At 75.9% G+C, this 16,940-nt stretch carries 14 protein-coding genes; 7 read left to right on the top strand and 7 right to left on the bottom strand.

Going from position 1 to position 16,940, the window contains the following annotated elements; genetic code table 11:
- The first annotated feature begins 280 nt into the window (after nt 1–280).
- On the top strand, nt 281–1,342 hold the full coding sequence (locus tag ACFCX4_RS12225; RefSeq protein ID WP_376141135.1) for an isopenicillin N synthase family dioxygenase: 1,062 nt from the start codon (nt 281–283) through the stop codon (nt 1,340–1,342).
- Nucleotides 1,343–1,679: 337 nt separating this feature from the next.
- Here the strand turns inward: ACFCX4_RS12225 and ACFCX4_RS12220 are convergent, their stop codons facing one another.
- The 4 genes from ACFCX4_RS12220 to ACFCX4_RS12205 all read right to left on the bottom strand — a co-directional run bounded on the left by ACFCX4_RS12220 (nt 1,680) and on the right by ACFCX4_RS12205 (nt 6,512).
- Nucleotides 1,680–3,866, bottom strand: coding sequence for a 3-hydroxyacyl-CoA dehydrogenase NAD-binding domain-containing protein (locus ACFCX4_RS12220; RefSeq protein ID WP_376141133.1), 2,187 nt, complete (start codon nt 3,864–3,866; stop codon nt 1,680–1,682).
- Between the two features lie 70 nt (nt 3,867–3,936).
- Nucleotides 3,937–5,151, bottom strand: a complete 1,215-nt coding sequence (locus ACFCX4_RS12215) for an acetyl-CoA C-acetyltransferase (RefSeq protein WP_376141131.1) — start codon at nt 5,149–5,151, stop codon at nt 3,937–3,939.
- The gene (locus ACFCX4_RS12210) at nt 5,148–5,300 is read right to left on the bottom strand and encodes a hypothetical protein (protein ID WP_376141129.1); all 153 of its coding nucleotides are present in this window, start codon (nt 5,298–5,300) and stop codon (nt 5,148–5,150) included. Before ACFCX4_RS12210 ends, ACFCX4_RS12215 begins: the two co-directional genes overlap by 4 nt.
- 27 nt (nt 5,301–5,327) lie before the next feature.
- Entirely contained in the window at nt 5,328–6,512 is a 1,185-nt protein-coding gene (locus ACFCX4_RS12205) for a CaiB/BaiF CoA transferase family protein (RefSeq protein WP_376141127.1), read from the bottom strand.
- Between the two features lie 297 nt (nt 6,513–6,809).
- On the opposite strand from ACFCX4_RS12205, the gene ACFCX4_RS12200 reads away from it, so the two are divergent.
- From ACFCX4_RS12200 to ACFCX4_RS12185, 4 genes are all read left to right on the top strand, one after another.
- Nucleotides 6,810–7,886, top strand: a complete 1,077-nt coding sequence (locus ACFCX4_RS12200) for a hypothetical protein (protein WP_376141125.1) — start codon at nt 6,810–6,812, stop codon at nt 7,884–7,886.
- A 26-nt stretch (nt 7,887–7,912) separates the two neighbouring features.
- On the top strand, nt 7,913–9,232 hold the full coding sequence (locus ACFCX4_RS12195; protein WP_376141123.1) for a sensor histidine kinase: 1,320 nt from the start codon (nt 7,913–7,915) through the stop codon (nt 9,230–9,232).
- Between the two features lie 143 nt (nt 9,233–9,375).
- On the top strand, nt 9,376–10,029 hold the full coding sequence (locus ACFCX4_RS12190; RefSeq protein WP_376141121.1) for a response regulator: 654 nt from the start codon (nt 9,376–9,378) through the stop codon (nt 10,027–10,029).
- A gap of 172 nt (nt 10,030–10,201) precedes the next feature.
- Nucleotides 10,202–10,864, top strand: coding sequence for a Pr6Pr family membrane protein (locus ACFCX4_RS12185; RefSeq protein ID WP_376141119.1), 663 nt, complete (start codon nt 10,202–10,204; stop codon nt 10,862–10,864).
- A gap of 103 nt (nt 10,865–10,967) precedes the next feature.
- On the opposite strand, the gene ACFCX4_RS12180 is transcribed toward ACFCX4_RS12185, so the two are convergent.
- Together ACFCX4_RS12180 and ACFCX4_RS12175 are read right to left on the bottom strand one after the other, a co-directional pair.
- Nucleotides 10,968–11,339: a toxin Doc gene (locus tag ACFCX4_RS12180; protein WP_376141117.1), complete on the bottom strand. Its 372-nt coding sequence runs from the start codon at nt 11,337–11,339 to the stop codon at nt 10,968–10,970.
- A 41-nt stretch (nt 11,340–11,380) separates the two neighbouring features.
- A complete protein-coding gene (locus ACFCX4_RS12175; RefSeq protein WP_030391175.1) occupies nt 11,381–11,593 on the bottom strand; it encodes a hypothetical protein in 213 nt (70 codons plus the stop codon).
- Nucleotides 11,594–11,830: 237 nt separating this feature from the next.
- Between ACFCX4_RS12175 and ACFCX4_RS12170 the strand changes: the two genes are divergently transcribed.
- The gene (locus ACFCX4_RS12170; protein WP_376141115.1) at nt 11,831–13,414 is read left to right on the top strand and encodes a S41 family peptidase; all 1,584 of its coding nucleotides are present in this window, start codon (nt 11,831–11,833) and stop codon (nt 13,412–13,414) included.
- 97 nt (nt 13,415–13,511) lie between these two features.
- On the opposite strand, the gene ACFCX4_RS12165 is transcribed toward ACFCX4_RS12170, so the two are convergent.
- Complete coding sequence (locus ACFCX4_RS12165) at nt 13,512–15,119, bottom strand: ABC-F family ATP-binding cassette domain-containing protein (RefSeq protein ID WP_376141113.1); 1,608 nt, start codon at nt 15,117–15,119, stop codon at nt 13,512–13,514.
- A gap of 502 nt (nt 15,120–15,621) precedes the next feature.
- On the opposite strand from ACFCX4_RS12165, the gene ACFCX4_RS12160 reads away from it, so the two are divergent.
- Nucleotides 15,622–16,914: a trypsin-like serine peptidase gene (locus ACFCX4_RS12160; RefSeq protein WP_376141111.1), complete on the top strand. Its 1,293-nt coding sequence runs from the start codon at nt 15,622–15,624 to the stop codon at nt 16,912–16,914.
- Nucleotides 16,915–16,940 lie beyond the last annotated feature (26 nt).

Genomic DNA, 16,940 nt, shown 5'->3' with positions numbered 1-16,940 from the left:
GACGGGGCCCGTCCGGCGGCCCCGCCGCCGCCACCCGAACGGTTGATCTACGCTGGTGAGGTGCTCATACTCGTTCGCCGTCGCCACGTGGACCTGCTCCGCGTGACCAGCATGTCCTGTCGACGCTCCAGCTGAACCTCGCACCCCTCACCCTCAGCGCGGCCCGCACCGGCCGCGTCCCCCCTCCCGGCCCCGGGCCCGACCGCCGCACCAGGCGCGCACCCCGGCGTCCCCGGTCACCACCGGAGCCGGCCGGGACGAGACCCAGCGGATGTCACCCATGACGCAGCAGCACCACCCGACCACCTCCACCGGGGCCCCCGCCGCGAACCCCGCCGAAGCGCCCCTCGACGCCCTCCCGGTGATCGACCTGTCGCTCGCCGACGGCGGCCCGGCGGACCGCACCCGGCTGCACGACACCCTCCGTGCCGCGGCCACCGGCGTCGGCTTCTTCCAGCTCGTCGGCCACGGGGTCACCCCGGCCGAGACCGCCGCCCTGACCGGCGCCATGCGGGCCTTCTTCGCCCTCCCGGAGGCCGACCGCCTCGCCGTCGCCAACCTGCACTCCCCGCACTACCGGGGCTACACCCGCACCGGCGACGAGCGCACCGGCGGCAGCCGGGACTGGCGCGACCAGCTCGACATCGGCGCCGAGCTGCCGCCGCACGTCCCCGCCCCCGGCGAGCCCCCGTACTGGTGGCTGGAGGGCCCCAACCAGTGGCCCGACGCGCTCCCCGAGCTGCGCACCGCCGCCCTGGCCTGGATCGACCGGCTCGGCTCCGTCGCCCGCACGCTGCTGCGCGAACTCCTCACCGCGATCGGCGCCCGCCCCGACTTCTACGACCCCGCCTTCGCCGGCCACCCGCACCTGCGGCTGAAGCTGGTCCGCTACCCGGGCACCGCCCCCGACGGCGCGGGCCAGGGCGTCGGCGCGCACAAGGACTACGGCTTCATCACCCTGCTGCTCCAGGACACCGTCGGCGGCCTCCAGGTGGAGCGGCCGGACGGCTCCTTCCTGGACGTCCCGCCGATGGAGGGGGCCTTCGTGGTGAACCTCGGCGAGCTGCTGGAGGTCGCCACCGACGGCTACCTCAAGGCCACCAGCCACCGGGTGATCAGCCCGCCCGGCGCCCGCGAGCGCTACTCGGTCCCGTTCTTCTACAACCCGCGGCTGGACGCCCACGTCGAGCCGCTGGACTTCCCGCTCGCCCATCACGCCCCCGGCGCGACCCGGGACCCGGCCAACCCGCTCTACGCCGACTTCGGCTTCAACGAGTGGAAGGGCTACACCCGCGCGCACCCCGAGGTCACCCGCCGCCACCACCCCGACCTGGCGGCCTGAGACCGGCCGGCACCGGCCGGCACCGGCCGGCACCCGCCGGCAGGTCTCCGGCACCCGTCCCGGGCCCGCGTTCCCCCGTCGGAGCGCGGGCCCGGCACCGTCCCGTGCCCTTCCCCGGTTGGTCCCCGGTCCGCCCGGACGCCGTGCGCGGTGGGACAGCACTGTCGCACCGCTGGTGTCACAGCGGCAGCGCCACGGAAGCGGTCCCGCCGGTGGTCGCGCAGGCGCTGGTGACGGCCTTCCGGAGGTCCTTGCGGGAGGAGCTGGGCGGAGCGGCGGAGAAGGGCTCCGCCGCCCCGCCGGGCGGGTGATCCCCGGCCCGGCCCGGCCCGCGGGCTCAGTCGCCGAAGGTCCGCCCCTCGGCGGCGATCCGCTCCAGCAGGGCGGGCGGCGCGAACCGCTCGCCGTACGCGGCGGCGAGCTCCCGGGCACGGGCCGCGAAGCCGACCGGCCCGCCGGGGTAGCCGTTGACGTACTGGAGGACGCCGCCCGTCCAGGCCGGGAAGCCGATGCCGAGGACGGAGCCGACGTTGGCGTCCGCGACGGAGGTGAGCACACCCTCCTCCAGGCAGCGCACCGCGTCCAGGGCCCCGCTGAACAGCAGCCGCTCCTTGAGGTCCTCGAACGGGACGGCGGCGTCCGCGCGGGTGAAGTGCTCGCGCAGGCCCGGCCAGAGGCGCCCGCGCACGCCGTCCTCGCCGTACTCGTAGAACCCCGCGCCGGCGCTGCGGCCGGGGCGGCCGAACTCGTCGACCATCCGGTCCAGCACCGCGTCCGCCGGGTGGGCGGTCCACTCGCCGCCGGCCTCCTCGACGGCGAGCCGGTGCTCCTCGCGGATCCTGCGCGGCAGGGTGAGGGTGAGCTCGTCGATCAGCGCCAGCACCTTGGCCGGGTAGCCGGCCTGGGCGGCGGCCTGTTCGACGCTGGCCGGCTCGACGCCCTCGCCGACCATCGCGACGCCCTCGCTGAGGAACCGGCCGATCACCCGGGAGGTGAAGAAGCCGCGCGAGTCGTTGACCACGATCGGCGTCTTCCCGATCTGCCGGACCAGGTCGAAGGCGCGGGCCAGCGCCTCGTCCCCGGTCCGCGGGCCGCGGACGATCTCCACCAGCCGCATCCGGTCGACCGGTGAGAAGAAGTGCAGGCCGACGAAGTCGCCGGCACGCCCCACGCCCTCGGCGAGCAGGCCGATCGGCAGGGTCGAGGTGTTGGAGCAGAGCAGGGCGTCGGGGGCCACGACGCCCTCGATCTCCTGGAACACCTGCTGCTTCAGCGCGGGGTCCTCGAAGACGGCCTCGATCACCGCGTCGCAGCCGGCCAGGTCGGCGGCGTCGGCGGTGGGGGTGATCCGGGCGAGCAGTTCGTCGCGCTGCGCCGCGGTGGTCCGGCCGCGGGCCACCGCCTTGGCCAGCAGGCTCTCGGAGTGGGCCTTCCCGCGCGCGGCGGCCCCGGCGGTGACGTCCTTCAGCAGCACCTCGATGCCGGCCGCGGCGCAGGCGTACGCGATGCCCGCGCCCATCATCCCGGCGCCCAGCACGGCGACCCTGCGGACCGTCCGCGGCTCCACCGCAGCGGGCCGCCCGGCTCCGGAGTCGACCGCCTGGAGGTCGAAGAAGAGCGCCTGGATCATGTTCGTACTGGTCTGACCGCAGGCCAGCTCGGTGAAGTAGCGGGCCTCGACCGCCATCGCCGTGTCGATGTCCACCTGGGCGCTCTCCACCGCGGCGGCGAGCACGTTGCGCGGCGCCGGGTAGGGGGCGCCGGCCAGCCGCTTGCGCAGGTTGGCGGGGAAGGCGGGCAGGTTCGCGGCGAACGCCGGGGTGCTGGGGGTGCCGCCGGGGATCCGGTACCCCTTGACGTCCCAGGGCTGCACGGGTTCCGGGTCGGTGTCGATCCAGGCCCGTGCCCGGTCCGCCAGCTCCTCCGGCGTGGCGGCGAGTTCGTGCACCAGGCCGTGTGCGAGGGCCTGCGCCGGGCGGTACCGGCGGCCCTCCAGCAGCACCTTGAGGAGGGCGTCGGTGATGCCGAACAGCCGGACGGTGCGGACCACCCCGCCGCCGCCGGGGAGCAGGCCGAGGGTGACCTCGGGCAGCCCGATCCGGCTCGCGGGGGTGTCCAGGGCGATCCGGTGGTGACAGGCCAGGGCGATCTCCAGGCCGCCGCCGAGGGCGCTGCCGTTGATCGCGGCGACGACCGGCCGGCCGAGCGTCTCCAGGGTGCGCAGGGCGCGCTTGATCCGCATCGACTTCTCGAAGACGGCCGCGGCGTCCGCGGGCCCGGCGGCGGAGAGCATCCGCAGGTCGCCGCCGGCGAAGAAGGTCCTCTTGGCGGAGGTGACGACCACCCCGCGCAGTTCGCCGGCCGCGCCGAGCTCCGCCAGCCGCGCGACGGCGGCCTCCAGGTCGGCCGTGAAGGCCTCGTTCATGGTGTTGACGGACTGGGCGGGGTCGTCGAGGACGAGGGTGACCACGCCGTCCCGGTCCTGCTCCCAGCGGATGGTGGTGGTGGCTCCGGTGTCGCTCATGGGGTTTCGGGTTCTCCTGAAGGGCCGGGAAGAGGGAGGAGGTCTCGGGAGGGGCCGGGCGGCGGGGCGCTCAGACCCGCTCGACGACGGTGGCGATGCCCATGCCGCCGCCCACGCAGAGGGTCACCAGACCCCGGTGCAGGTCGCGCCGCTCCAGTTCGTCGACCAGGGTGCCGAGGAGCATCGCGCCGGTGGCGCCCAGCGGGTGGCCCAGCGCGATCGCACCGCCGTTGACGTTCACCTGCTCGGGCGAGAAGCCCATCTCCCGGACGAAGCGCAGCGCGACGGCGGCGAAGGCCTCGTTGATCTCCACCAGGTCGATGTCGGCGGCGGTCAGCCCGGCCCTGGCGAGCGCCTTGCGGGTGGCCGGGGCCGGCCCGGTGAGCATGATGGTCGGCTCGGAGCCGGAGACGGCGGCGGAGACGATCCGGGCGCGCGGGCGCAGCCCGTAGCGCTCGCCGATGCCGCGGTTGCCGATGGCGACCAGGGCGGCGCCGTCCACGATGCCGGAGGAGTTGCCGGCGTGGTGGACGTGGTCGATGGCCTCCACCCAGTGGTACTTCTGCAGGGCGACCGCGTCGAAGCCGCCGGCCTCGCCGATCGCCGCGAAGGAGGGCTTGAGCCCGGCCAGCGTCTCCACCGTGGTGCCGGGGCGGACGAACTCGTCGCGTTCCAGCACGACCAGGCCGTTGCGGTCGCGGACCGGGACGACCGAGCGGTCGAACAGCCCGTCGGCCTGTGCCTTGGCCGCCCGGGTCTGGGACTCGGCGGCGAAGGCGTCGACGTCGGTGCGGGAGAAGCCCTCGACGGTGGCGATGAGGTCGGCGCCGATGCCCTGCGGCACGAAGCCGGTCTCGTACGCGGTCATCGGGTCGGCGAACCAGGCGCCGCCGTCGGAGGCCATCTTCACCCGGGACATCGACTCCACGCCGCCCGCGAGGACGAAGTCCTCCCAGCCGGAACGGACCTTGGCGGCGGCCAGGTTGACGGCCTCCAGGCCGGAGGCGCAGAAGCGGTTCTCCTGGACGCCGGCGACCGTGTCGGGCAGGCCCGCGGCGATGGCGGCGATCCGGGCGATGTCGGAGCCCTGGTCGCCGACCGGGCTGACCACGCCGAGCACGATGTCGTCGATCGCCGCCGGGTCGAGCCCCGGGTGGCGGCGGCGGAGTTCGTGGATCAGGCCGACGACCAGGTCGATCGGTTTGGTGCCGTGCAGCGAGCCGGTGGCCTTGCCCCGGCCGCGCGGGGTGCGGATCGCGTCGTAGACGTACGCTTCGGTGGTCACGGTGGGCAGCCTTTCGGGGCGGGGAACGTGCGGAGCCTGCGGTGTTCGGGCCTGCGGTCGTGGTGCGGCAGCACCTCCCCGGCCGGGAACGCCGGGACGGCGACCCGGACGTCCTCGTGCCCGGCGGTGAAGAGGTCGTCGCGTCGCACGGCGGGCTCCTGGGGAGGGTGGGCGGTTCAGGCGGTCGGCGGCACGGCGAGCGAGGGCACGCCCCAGTCGCGGGCGACCTCGGCGGCGTCGGCACCCGGCCGGGCCGGCGGGCGGCGCAGCGCGCCGGGGGTGACGGAGAACCTCGGGGCGGGCGCGGGCTGGACGACGCCCTCCACCCCGACGTAGGTTCCCCGGCTCACCAGGTGGGCGTGCGCATGGGCCTGACGCATCGTCAGCACAGGCTCCACGCAGGCGTCGGAGCCGGCGAAGACGGCCTCCCAGGCGGCCCTGGTCCGGGTGGCGAAGCGGGCGGTGATCCGGGCGCGCAGCTCGGGCCAGCGGGCGGTGTCCCACTGCCCCGGTGCGTCCGGGCCGAGCTCCAGCAGCCGGGCGAACTCGGAGTAGAAGCGCGGCTCCAGGGCCCCGACCGCGAGGTGCCCGCCGTCGGCGGCGGGATAGACGGCGTAGAACGGCGCGCCGCCGTCGAGCAGGTTGACGCCGCGCCGGTCCTGCCACCGGCCGCCGGCGAGCAGGCCCTGGAGGACGGCGGTGAGGTGGGCGGCACCGTCGACCACGGCGGCGTCGACGGTCTGGCCGGTGCCGGTGGCGCGGGCGTGGTGGAGGGCGGCGAGCAGGCCGACGACCAGGTAGAGCGAGCCGCCGGCGTAGTCGCCGAGCAGGTTGGCGGGGACGGCGGGCGGATCCTCCGGGGCGTCCGCGGCGCCGGCCGGGGCGACCAGGCCGAGGACGCCGGCCACCGCCGTGTAGCCGATGTCGTGCCCGGCCCGGGCGGCCAGCGGGCCGTGCTGCCCCCAGCCGGTCATCCGCCCGTACACCAGCGCGGGGTTGCGGGCCAGGCACTCGCGCGGGCCGACGCCGAGGCGTTCGGCTACGCCGGGCCGGTAGCCCTCGATCAACAGGTCGGCGCGGGCGGCCAGTTCGAGCACCCGGTCCGGGCCGCCGGGGGCCTTGAGGTCGACGACCACCGAGCGCTTGTTGCGGTTGGCGAGGTCGTGGGCCGGGTCGATGCCGAGCGGCGAGGGTTCCGGGCGGTCCACCCGGACCACGTCGGCGCCGAGGTCGCCCAGCAGCATGGCGGCGAAGGGGCCCGGCCCGATGCCGGCGAGTTCGACCACGCGGACGCCCGCCAGCGGACCGCCGCCCCCGGGTCCACCGTTGTCCGGCTCACCGCTCTCGCGCTCGGGCGCCATGGCCCCTCCGGGGGTCGACGGAGTCGGACAGTGACGCTGTCACACCTGCGATGATAGGGAAGCGACCGCTCAGTAACAAGGCCCGGCGGGGCCGCCCGCGCGGCGGCGGCGCCCGAGGGCGGACCCAACCGGACCGCCCCGTCCGGGCCGCCCCCTCCGGGCTCACACCGCCTGACCGCCACCTCCGGACCGTCCTCCCCCGGGTGGTCCGCTCCCGCCCGGAATCCCCCCGGCGGGGGAGGCGGATCGGGTCACCGGAGGACGTCCGGGCGGGCCGGGCCGCGGGAGCGTGGGGTCATGAACCCGACACTCCCGCCGCGCCCCGCGGCGCCGGCCGCCGCCGGGCCCGCCCCCGCAGCCCCCGGCCGGCTGCGCCTCGCCGCGACCTGGACGGCCGTCGCGGCGACCGTCCCCCACCTCTCCCTCAAGCCGCTCCGGCCCACCGGCCACCCGGCCGGCGCCGGGGACGGCGACGCCATGGCCGACCTCTGGCCCGTCAACCCGCTCACCTTCGGCATGGACGCCGCCGCCGTGCTGCCGGCCCTGTCCTTCGTCCGGCCGTGGGGCCGGCGCGCACCGGCCGGGCTGCCGGCCTTCCCGATGCGGGTCGCCACCGGGCTGCTCGGCACCCTCCTGCTCGCACTGCCGCCGTTCCTGCTGTCCACCCTGGTGCTCGGCCCGGAGGAGGCCCCGCCGGGCGGCGGCGACGGACCGAGCGGCTGGGTGTTCCCGGTGGTCTGCGGCGGCCTCGCCGTGCAGGGGGTGGCCCTGATCACCGGGTTCCTGCTGTACGCCCGGGAGCGCCGGCCCCGCCTGCTGGGCCGCGGCCGGATCGGCGACCTGCCGGGCTCCCCCGCCCGGACCGCCCGGCGGGCCTTCGCGGGCGTCGCCGTACCGCTCGCCGCCGGCGCCGCGGCGGCCCGGCTCCACTGGGCGGCCGGCGGCGACACCGGGCTGCCGCCGGAGTGGCAGGAGCACCGCGGCCGGGGCGTGGTGGTGATGGACACGGTGACGGCCGCGATGGCGGTCGCCGGGGCCGCGGCCCTGCTGGTGCTGGTGCACCGGCACCGGCCGGAGTGGCGGCTGCGCGGGCCGCTGGCGGTGGTCCGGACGGCGGCGGGGTCGCTGTTCGCCCGGGGTTCCCGGCAGTTGGTGGCGTCCGGCACCTTCACCGGGGCGCCCGACCCACGCCGGGCGGTGCCGGGACTGCTGACGCCGGTCGAGGCGGCCCAGGTGGTGACCGGGCTGCTGGTGCCGGCCGCCGGCGCGGTCGCGCTCGCCGAGCGGGCGGCGGCCGGTGCCGTTCCGGACACCGCCTGGGACCTCGTGACCACGGCCCCCGCCAGGGCCGCTGACGTAGAGTCTGCGGGGTGATCACGGGGGCGGGGTCCGGTCGGGCCGTGGACGCGGACGGAACGGCCGATGCCGCCGGAGCCCACGACGACGGCGGCGGCGGCGCCGGAAGGGTGCGGTGGGCGGCGGGCGCCCTGCTGGGGCGGCGGGCGCGGCTGCGGTGGGTGCACCTGGTGCTCGGCGGCGCGCTGCTGATGCCGTACTGGATGCTCGCGACGGTCGCCCTCGGAGCGCTCGACCCGCTCAAGGGCCCGGCGGTCCAGGTGCTGCTCTACTTCGCCGCGCTCGCCGCCTCGCTCCCGATGGCCGCCGTCACCGCCCTGGTGCCGACCGTCCGGTCCCTGGAGGGCGCGGCGGCCCGGGCGCTGTGCACGCCCCGGCGGGCGGCGGAGGTGGTCACCGGACCGGCCCGGTCCTGGGCGGCCCGGTGGCGGACGGCGGCCTGGTTCGTGCTGCACCTGCTGTTCGGCGGCGTCGTCAGCGGGATGACACTGGCCGGCCTGCCGTTCGCGGTGTTCCTGATCCTCCGCCCCGCCGGCGCCGAGGAGATCATGCGGTTCTGGGAGGAGCGCGGCGTGCCCGGCTGGCTGCCGGGGCCACTGACGGGCGGCGCGCTGCTGGCGCTGATCGTCGGCACCAGCGCGGGCCTCGGCGGCCTGCTGGCGCGCTGGGCGCCCGTGTTGCTCGGCCCGACCCCGGACGAGCGGCTGGCCGCCGCCGAACGGCGGGCGACCGTGCTGGCGCAGCGCAACCGGCTGGCCCGCGAGCTGCACGACTCGGTCGGCCACGCGCTGAGCGCCGTCGGCATCCAGGCCGCGGCCGCCGCCCGGGTGCTGCGCTCCGACCCGGAGTTCGCGGCGGAGGCGCTGGCCGCCATCGAGGAGACCGCGCGCGGCGCCGTCGCCGAACTGGACGCGGTGCTGGGGCTGCTCCGGGAGGAGGAGGGCGACGGGGCCGGACCCGCCGGGCCGACCCTCGCCGGGCTCGACGACCTGCTGCGGCAGCTGGCCCGGACCGGCCTGGTGGTGGACGCCGAACCGCCCCCGGGCCTGGACCGGCTGCCGGCCGTGCTCTCGCGCGAGGCCTACCGGATCGTCCAGGAGGGCCTCACCAATGTGCTGAGGCACGCGGGAACGGGCGCCGCCGCGCCGGTCCGGCTGCGGATCGTCCGGGCCGGCGGGCGACTTGAGATCGAACTGACCAATCCGCTCGGCCGGTCGCGGCCGGTCCGCCCCGGAGGCGGGCGCGGGCTGCGCGGCATCGGGGAACGCGTGGCGGCCCTGAACGGCGCCTGCGAGGCCGGGCCGACGGACGACGGGACGACGTGGCGGCTGGTTGTCCGGCTGCCGGTGGGAGGAGAACGGTGAGCCGGAACGGGAACGACGGCGGTTGCGGGAACGACAGCGGCGGCGGGGGCGGACACGACGGCGGGCACGGGAACGGCGACGGACACGGGCACGGACACGGGAACGGCGGCGGGGGCCGTGCCGGCCTCCCCCCGGTCCGGGTGGTGATCGCCGACGACGAGCGGCTGGTGCGCACCGGCCTGCGCGTGGTGATCGACGCCGAACCCGACCTCACCGTGGTCGGCGAGGCCGCCGACGGCGCCGCGGTGGTGCCCCTGGTGCGCGAACTGCGGCCGGACGTCGTGCTGATGGACGTCAGGATGCCCGGGATCGACGGCATCCGCGCCACCGGACAGCTGATGGACGGGATGACCGCGCCGCCCCGGATCCTGGTGGTCACCACCTTCGAGCACGACGACCACGTGTACGACGCGCTGCGGGCGGGGGCGGCCGGTTTCCTGCTGAAGCGGGCGCGGGCGGAGGAGATGGTGCAGGCGGTACGGCTGATCGCGCGCGGCGACTCGCTGCTGTTCCCGGCGGCCGTCCGCGAACTCGCCCTGCGGTACGGGGCTCCGGCCCCCCGGGAGAGCCGCCCGGCGCCCGGCCGCGGTCCGATCGGACGGCTCACCGGACGCGAGGGCCAGGTGCTGCGGCTGATGGCGGCCGGGCTCAGCAACGGGGAGATCGCCGCGAAGCTCGTGCTCAGCCCGGAGACGGTCAAGACGCACGTGGGCAGTGTGCTCGCCAAGCTCGGCGCCCGGGACCGCACCCAGGCGGTGATCGCCGCGTACGAGTCGGGGTTCGTGCTGCCCGGCTGAACGCCCCGGCGCCCGGGGCGCGCGCGGTGTCCGCCGGGCGCCATCGGGGCATACCGGGAGAAACGGTTCGGCGGGCCGGGGGTTTCCCCGCCCGTCCGGACGACAGGTAGAGTGCGATCTTTCCCCCGTCGTCCGATACCTCCCGTATCGCCCGGAAAGAACTGGTGGCCGCATGTCAGTCCGGACCAGCCCGGCGCTCTGGTGGCGCGTCGGCGTCGTGCTCTCGGCGGGCCTCGGCCTGACCCTCCAGACCGCGCCGCTGGTGTACTTCACCATCGAGAGCAACGTGATCGTGCTCGGCTACTTCGCCGGCGCCGTGTACTGGATGCTCAGGCGCGGCACCACCGACGCCCCCGCGCCCCGGCTGCGCGGCGCCGCCACCCTGTACATCCTGATCACCGGACTGGTCTCGCACGTCCTGCTGGAGCACGGCGCCAACCCGTTGCCCGGCCTCTTCGACGGGCCCGACAGGCTCCAGCACTGGTCGTCGTTCTTCCTGCACTACGTCACCCCGGTGCTGGTGATCGTCGACTGGCTGCTCCTCCGGCCGCGCAACGCCTCCGCCTGGCGGGACATCCCGCTCTGGCTGACCTTCCCGCTCGGCTACGCGGCGGTCGTGCTCACCCGCAACGCGCTGTTCTCCAACTACCCGCTGCCGTACCCGTACTTCTTCTTCGACCCGACCACCGGGGGCTACGGCTACGTCTGGGGTCAGATCGCCCTGCTCACCGTCGAGTTCGTCGCGCTGGGGGCCGCCGTGGTCGGCCTGGACCGGCTCGGCACGCTGGTCCGCGCCCGGCTGGGCCGCACCGCCGCCGCACCCTCCGGGCTCTGAGCCGCGCCCGGCACCCCGAACCGTCCCGGCGTCCGGCGTACCCCGGGCCCGATGTGCCCCGGGCTCGGACCGCTCCCGCGCGCGGGAACCGCGCGGCGGCCGGTCAGATCCGCCAGGCGCGGATCCGGTCGGCCGCGGTGAACACGTCCGCCCGCCCCTCGGCTATGTCCCGCGCCAGCTCCACCAGGGTCCCGTACGGCGGGTCGATGCCCTCCCCGGAGGCGTGCATGTACGCGGCCGTGGTCATGCAGGCGTAGAGGTTGTTGCGCACCGGCAGCGGACGCAGCAGCACGATGGTGTGCATCAGGGTGGCCGCGCACCAGGCCGGATCGGCGTCGTGGCCGAGCTGCGCGGTGTTCACCCGGTGCCGCGCCACGGCCGCCTGCAGGGCCGAGTAGTCCCGCACGCTGAGGTCCTCCGGCGAGGCCAGCTCCTGGACGTCGAGCAGCCAGCGCAGATCGACGTGCAGCAGCATCGAGGCGGCACCCCTTCCGGCATCGTCGGCCCGGCCTCCGCTCAGGCCGCGGGCGCGTCCTCCGGGAACGCCCGGTCGAACTCCTCGCGGTGCTCGTTCCAGAACGCCACCGCGTGGGAGACGAACACCCGGCGCTGCTGCTCCCGCACGCTCAGGTCGTGCACGTACGCCTTGACGCTCTTGCCGTCGGCGGCGGCTGCCTCGCGGATCGCGGCGAGTTCGTGCTCCGTGTACTCGATGTTGAGCGCTGGCATGGCGCCGATGGTACTGGAGCGCACGGGAGTTGGACACCGGGACGACAACCCCGAGAAGGGGCCGGGGGCGTGTACGCCGCCGGGCGGAGGCGGGCGCGCTCCGGCGTACCTCCGTGGTCGCGGTGCGAACCGCTCCCGGGGCGGACGTGCGGGGCCGGGGCGGTCCGTAGCGTCGTGCCGTGGGCGGCGGAGGGGTTCCGCGGGGGAGGCCCTGGGCTGGGAACGGCAGGGGACGGCATGGGCATCGGGCACATCGGGCACGCCGGGCGGAACCGACGTGCGGGGCGCGCCGGACAGGTCGGGCGGGCCGGGTACGTCGGGTACGTCGGGCGGGCCGGGCACGGGAGGTCGCCGGCCAGGGCGGCGGCGGTCGCGGCGGTCGCGCTCGCGGTCGTGGCGGGAACGGCCGTCACGGCCGGCGCCGCGGGGGCGGCGGGCGGCGCTCCCGAGGGTGAGGGCACCACGCAACGGCCGGGCGTCGGCCGGCTGGAGGGCGTCTGGCGGACGGACGGCTACGGCACGGTCGCCGAGATCCGCGGAACGACCCTCACCACCTACGACGTGACCCGGGCCGGCTGCACCCCGGGGTGGCTCTCCGGCGTGCAGGTCGGTGCGCCGGGCCACGGCGGCACCGTCCGGTACGGCGAGCCCGGAAAGACGTACGCCCTGCTGTCGGTGACGCCCCGGGGGCGCGACCGGGCGGTGTACAAGGAGGACGGCGCCACCGCGACCAAGGACCTCACCCGGCTGCCCGGCGGGCTGCCGGCCCAGTGCCGGCAGCCCGCCCCGCAGGACCCGCTCTCGGTGTTCGACCGGTTCTGGGCGACCTTCGAGGAGAACTACCCCTTCTTCGCCGCCAAGGGCATCGACTGGCACGCGGAGGGCGCCCGGGCCCGGGCGGGGATCACCCCGGCGACCACCGCCGACCAGCTGGAGGAGGTCTTCGCCGGTCTGCTCCGGCCGCTGGGCGACGCGCACGTCGCACTGGGCCGCAAGGAGGCCGACGGCGGGTACCGGCTGGCCCTCGGCGTCCTGCGGCCGGGCACCAGGGAGTACGACGACCGGGAGAAGGAGCAGGCGGCACGGGCCGTCGCCACCCAGTTGCTCGCCCCCGAGCGGACCTTCGGCCGCGGCCGGCTGGGGGTGGGCGAACTCCCGGGCGGCATCGGCTACCTGCGGGTGAGCGCCTTCGACGGTTACGTCGAGGACGGCCCCTACCAGGACCACGCGGCCGAGCTGGACCGGGCGCTGGACCTCCTGCTGGCCCACCCGGAGCGGCTGAACGGGCTGGTGATCGACCTGCGGCTGAACGGCGGCGGCTCGGACGAGCTGGGTCTGCGGATCGCCTCCCGGCTCACCGAGCGGCCGTTCCTCGCCTACCGCAAGGTGGCCCGCAACGACCCGGCCGACCCGACCCGGTTCACCGCGCCCCAGCCGAGCGTGGTCCGCCCCGCCCCCGGCACGACCCGCTTCGACGGGCCGGTCGCCCTGCTGACCGCCGGCTCCACCATCAGCGCGGGCGAGACCTTCACCCAGGCGATGGCGGAGCGGCGACCGGCGCCCGTCCGGGTCGGCGAGAACACCCAGGGCGTCTTCTCCGACATCATGTTCAAGCCGTTCTCCGGCGACTTCGTGGCCCTCCTGCCGAACGAGAAGTTCCTCACCCGCGACGGCGGCACCTTCGACGGGCCGGGCATCCCGCCGGACGTGCGCACGCCGGTGTTCACGACGGAGGAGCTGAACCGGGGCCTGGACTCCGCCCTGACCGAGGCCCGGCGGATCCTGACGGCCCGGCCCGCAGGGACCGCCGGCAACGCCTGAGCCTCCCGGGACCGCCGGGACCGCCGGGACCGCCGGGACCGCCCGAGCCTCCGGGAGTCCCCCGGAGTCCGGATCCGATGCGCCGGCCGGCCTGCCGCTACATCGGATCCACCGTCCTCAGCCCGCCGTCCAGCTCCAGCCAGCGGGTGGGACCGAGCCCGCGCAGGAACGGCAGGTCGTGGCCGGCCACGATCAGCGCGCCCCGGTAGGCCGCCAGCGCCTGGGTGAGCTGGCGGACGCCGGCCAGGTCGAGGTTGTTGGTCGGCTCGTCGAGCAGCAGCAGCTGCGGCGGCGGGTCGGCCAGCAGCAGCGCGGCCAGGGTGGCCCGGAACCGCTCGCCGCCGGAGAGCGTGCCGGCCGGCTGGTCGGCCCGCCCGCCGCGGAACAGGAACCGGGCCAGCCGGGCCCGGACCGCGTTGTCCCCCGCGCCCGGGGCGAACAGCTTGACGTTGCCCACGACGGTGAGCCCGTCGTCGAGCAGGTCGAGCCGCTGCGGCAGGTGGCAGATCGGCACCGGTACGGTGATCCCGCCCACCAGCGGGGCGACCTCACCGGCGATGGCACGCAGCAGCGTGGTCTTGCCCGCGCCGTTGCGGCCGACCAGGGCGACCCGCTCGGGCCCCCGGAGTTCGAGGTCGGCGGTGATGCCGTGCGGCAGCCGCACCTTGTCCAGGGTGAGCACCGTGCGCCCGGCCGGAACGGCGGTGCGGGGCAGGTCGATCCGGATCTCGGCGTCGTCCCGGACGGCCTCCTCCGCGGCGGTGAGCCGGCGCCTGGCCTCCTCCAGCCGCTCGGTGTGCATGCCCTGGAGCCGGCCCGCGGTCTCCTGGCCCTGGCGCTTGAGCTTGCCCGCGAAGATGTGCGGATCGTTGCGGGTGACCGAGCGCTTCCGGCCGTAGCTCGCGCTGCGCTCCAGCCGGATCCGGGCCTCGGCGAGGTCCCGCTTCTGGCGGTGGACGTCGGCCTCGGCGCTGCGCAGCAACCGCTCGGCCGTCTCCTGCTGGGCGGCCAGGGTGCGCTCGTACTCGTCGAAGTTGCCCCCGTACCAGGTGACCTGGCCGTCCCTCAGCTCGGCGATCTGGTCGACGTGGTTGAGCAGCTCACGGTCGTGGCTGACGATCAGCATCACGCCGCCCCAGCCGGCCACCGCCTCGTAGAGCCGCTCACGGGCGGCCCGGTCGAGGTTGTTGGTCGGTTCGTCGAGCAGCAGGACGTCCGGGCGGCGCAGCAGCAGGGCGGCCAGCCGCAGCAGCACGGCCTCGCCGCCGGAGAGTTCGCCGGTGGTGCGGTCGAGGCCGAGCCGGTGCAGACCGAGCCGGTCGAGCAGGGCCCGGGCGCGCTCCTCGACGTCCCAGTCGTCACCGACCGCGTCGAAGTGGCGCTGGTCCGTGGAGCCCGCCTCGATGGCGTGCAGGGCCTCGCGGGCGGCCCGGACACCGAGGGCCTCGTCGACCCGCAGACCGGTGTCGAGGGTGAGGCCCTGCGGCAGGTACCCCGGCTCGCCGGCCACCTTCACGGTGCCCGAGGTGGGGGTGAGTTCGCCCGCGAGCAGGCGCAGCAGGGTGGACTTGCCCGCGCCGTTCAGCCCGATCAGCCCGGTGCGGCCGGGGCCGACGGCGAGGTGGAAGCCGTCGAGAACGGGCGTGCCGTCCGGCCAGTCGAAGGACAGCCCGGTGCAGAGCAGCGAGGTGGTGGGTTGTGCCATGGAAGCCTCCCGGAGGTCGCCGTACGTGGTCGTGGTGCAACACGGGGAGACACCGCGGGCGCGGGTGGGACCGGAGGGGGGAGGGCCGGGGCCGTCAGGGCGACGGGGAACACCGGATCGGCTCACCACTGAGGTCGGGCACGCGCGCACTCACGGACCGCGGGCAGCTTCCCGGCCGGTGACAGGACCGGCGACATGGCTGCGGGGCGGCAGGGGCGGTGTCTCGGGACCTCAGTGGTTCAACGGCGTTCTCCTGTTCCGGCGGGCTGACGGGGATCACGCTACGGAGCCCCCTCCGGGCCGTGCAACCGGTTTTCCCGGTGCCGATCGCGTGCCGATCCGGTGCCGGCCCCGTCCCGGGGCCGGGCGGGCGGCGGGCGGCGTCCGCCGCGCATGGCAGACTCCTCCCCTGCCACATCCGTCACACCGGAGGCCCGTCCGCCGCCCGGTCCGTGGCGCGCATTCGCACCCGTGGCGTGCATTCACAGGGGGAACTGAACACATGTCACCGATATCCCGGGCGGCGCGAGCCGCGCTGGGCGCGTCCGTCGTCGCGCTGACCGTGGTCGCCGCGACCGCGTGCGGCCCGGAGAACTCCGACCCGGCCGCCGCCCCGTCCGGCGGGACGACCGCCGCCGTTACCGCGGACGCCACCGGCAAGCCCGGCGGCCTGCCGCCGATCAAGCTGCCGACCGCCGACGAGCTCGGGAAGTGGAGCTTCGAGGACTGGGACAAGTGGGCCCAGCAGAACGTCGTCACCCCGGCGGTCAAGGGCTTCTGGGACCTCCAGAAGATCCTCCGGGCCAAGCCGGCCAAGCCCGGACCGGGTGCCCAGCCCACCGCACAGCCGACCGCACAGCCCACCGCCCAGCCGACGGCGGCCCCCGGCACGGCGGCCCCGACGGCCCGGCCCACCACCGCGGCGCCCGCGCAGCCCACCGGAGGCACCGGCGGAGGCACCGGCGGCGGAAGCGGGGGCGGCGGGGGCGGCGGCCAGAACGACCCGCTGCCGAAGCCGGTCGAGATGAAGCCCGTCGCCCACCCGTTCGCCAAGCCGGCCCACGTGAACGGCAAGCTGTTCTTCCAGGACGGCAAGCAGGACTACGTCTGCTCCGGCACCGTCGTCTCCGACCCGGCCAACCCCGGCCGGAGCAACCTGGTCTGGACGGCCAGCCACTGCCTGCACGGCGGCAAGGGCGGCAAGTACCACACCAACATCACCTTCGCCCCGGCGTTCAACAGCAGCGGCGCGGTCAGCGGCGGCAAGCAGGGCTCGCTCGCCGACGCCGAGCCGTACGGCGAATGGGGCGCCGTCGCCGGCATGATCTCCCCGCAGTGGGCGGCCGAGGCCGACCCGGAGAACGGCGGGCCGTGGAGCCAGTACGACTTCGGCATCCTCAGGGTGGCCAATCCGGACGGCGGCGGGAAGTCCCTGGAGGAGGTCGTCGGCGGCTCGGTCCCGGTCTGGTTCAACGCCCCGCGCGAGCAGATCGCCTCGGTCAGCACCTACGGCTACCCGGCCGCCAAGCCCTTCGACGGCATGGAGCTGGAGCACTGCGAGGCCGGGAAGCCGGCCCGCCGCTCCCTGGACCCGGCGCGCCCGACCATGCTGATGACCGGCTGCAACGGCACCGGCGGCGACAGCGGCGGCGGCTGGTTCACCACCCGGGACGGCAAGCAGGTCCTGGTGTCCGACACCTCGATCGGCGGCTCCGACAACACCTGGGAGGCCGGCCCGTACCTGGACGACGTGGCCCAGCACGCGCTGGAGTACTTCGCCAGGAAGAGCAAGTGACCCCGGTCACCCGCTGAACCCGCCCG

This window comes from Kitasatospora sp. NPDC056327 (assembly GCF_042261735.1).
GTDB lineage: Bacteria > Actinomycetota > Actinomycetes > Streptomycetales > Streptomycetaceae > Kitasatospora.
Note: the sequence above shows the minus strand (reverse complement) of the source record. Positions and strands in the feature narration are given on the sequence as shown.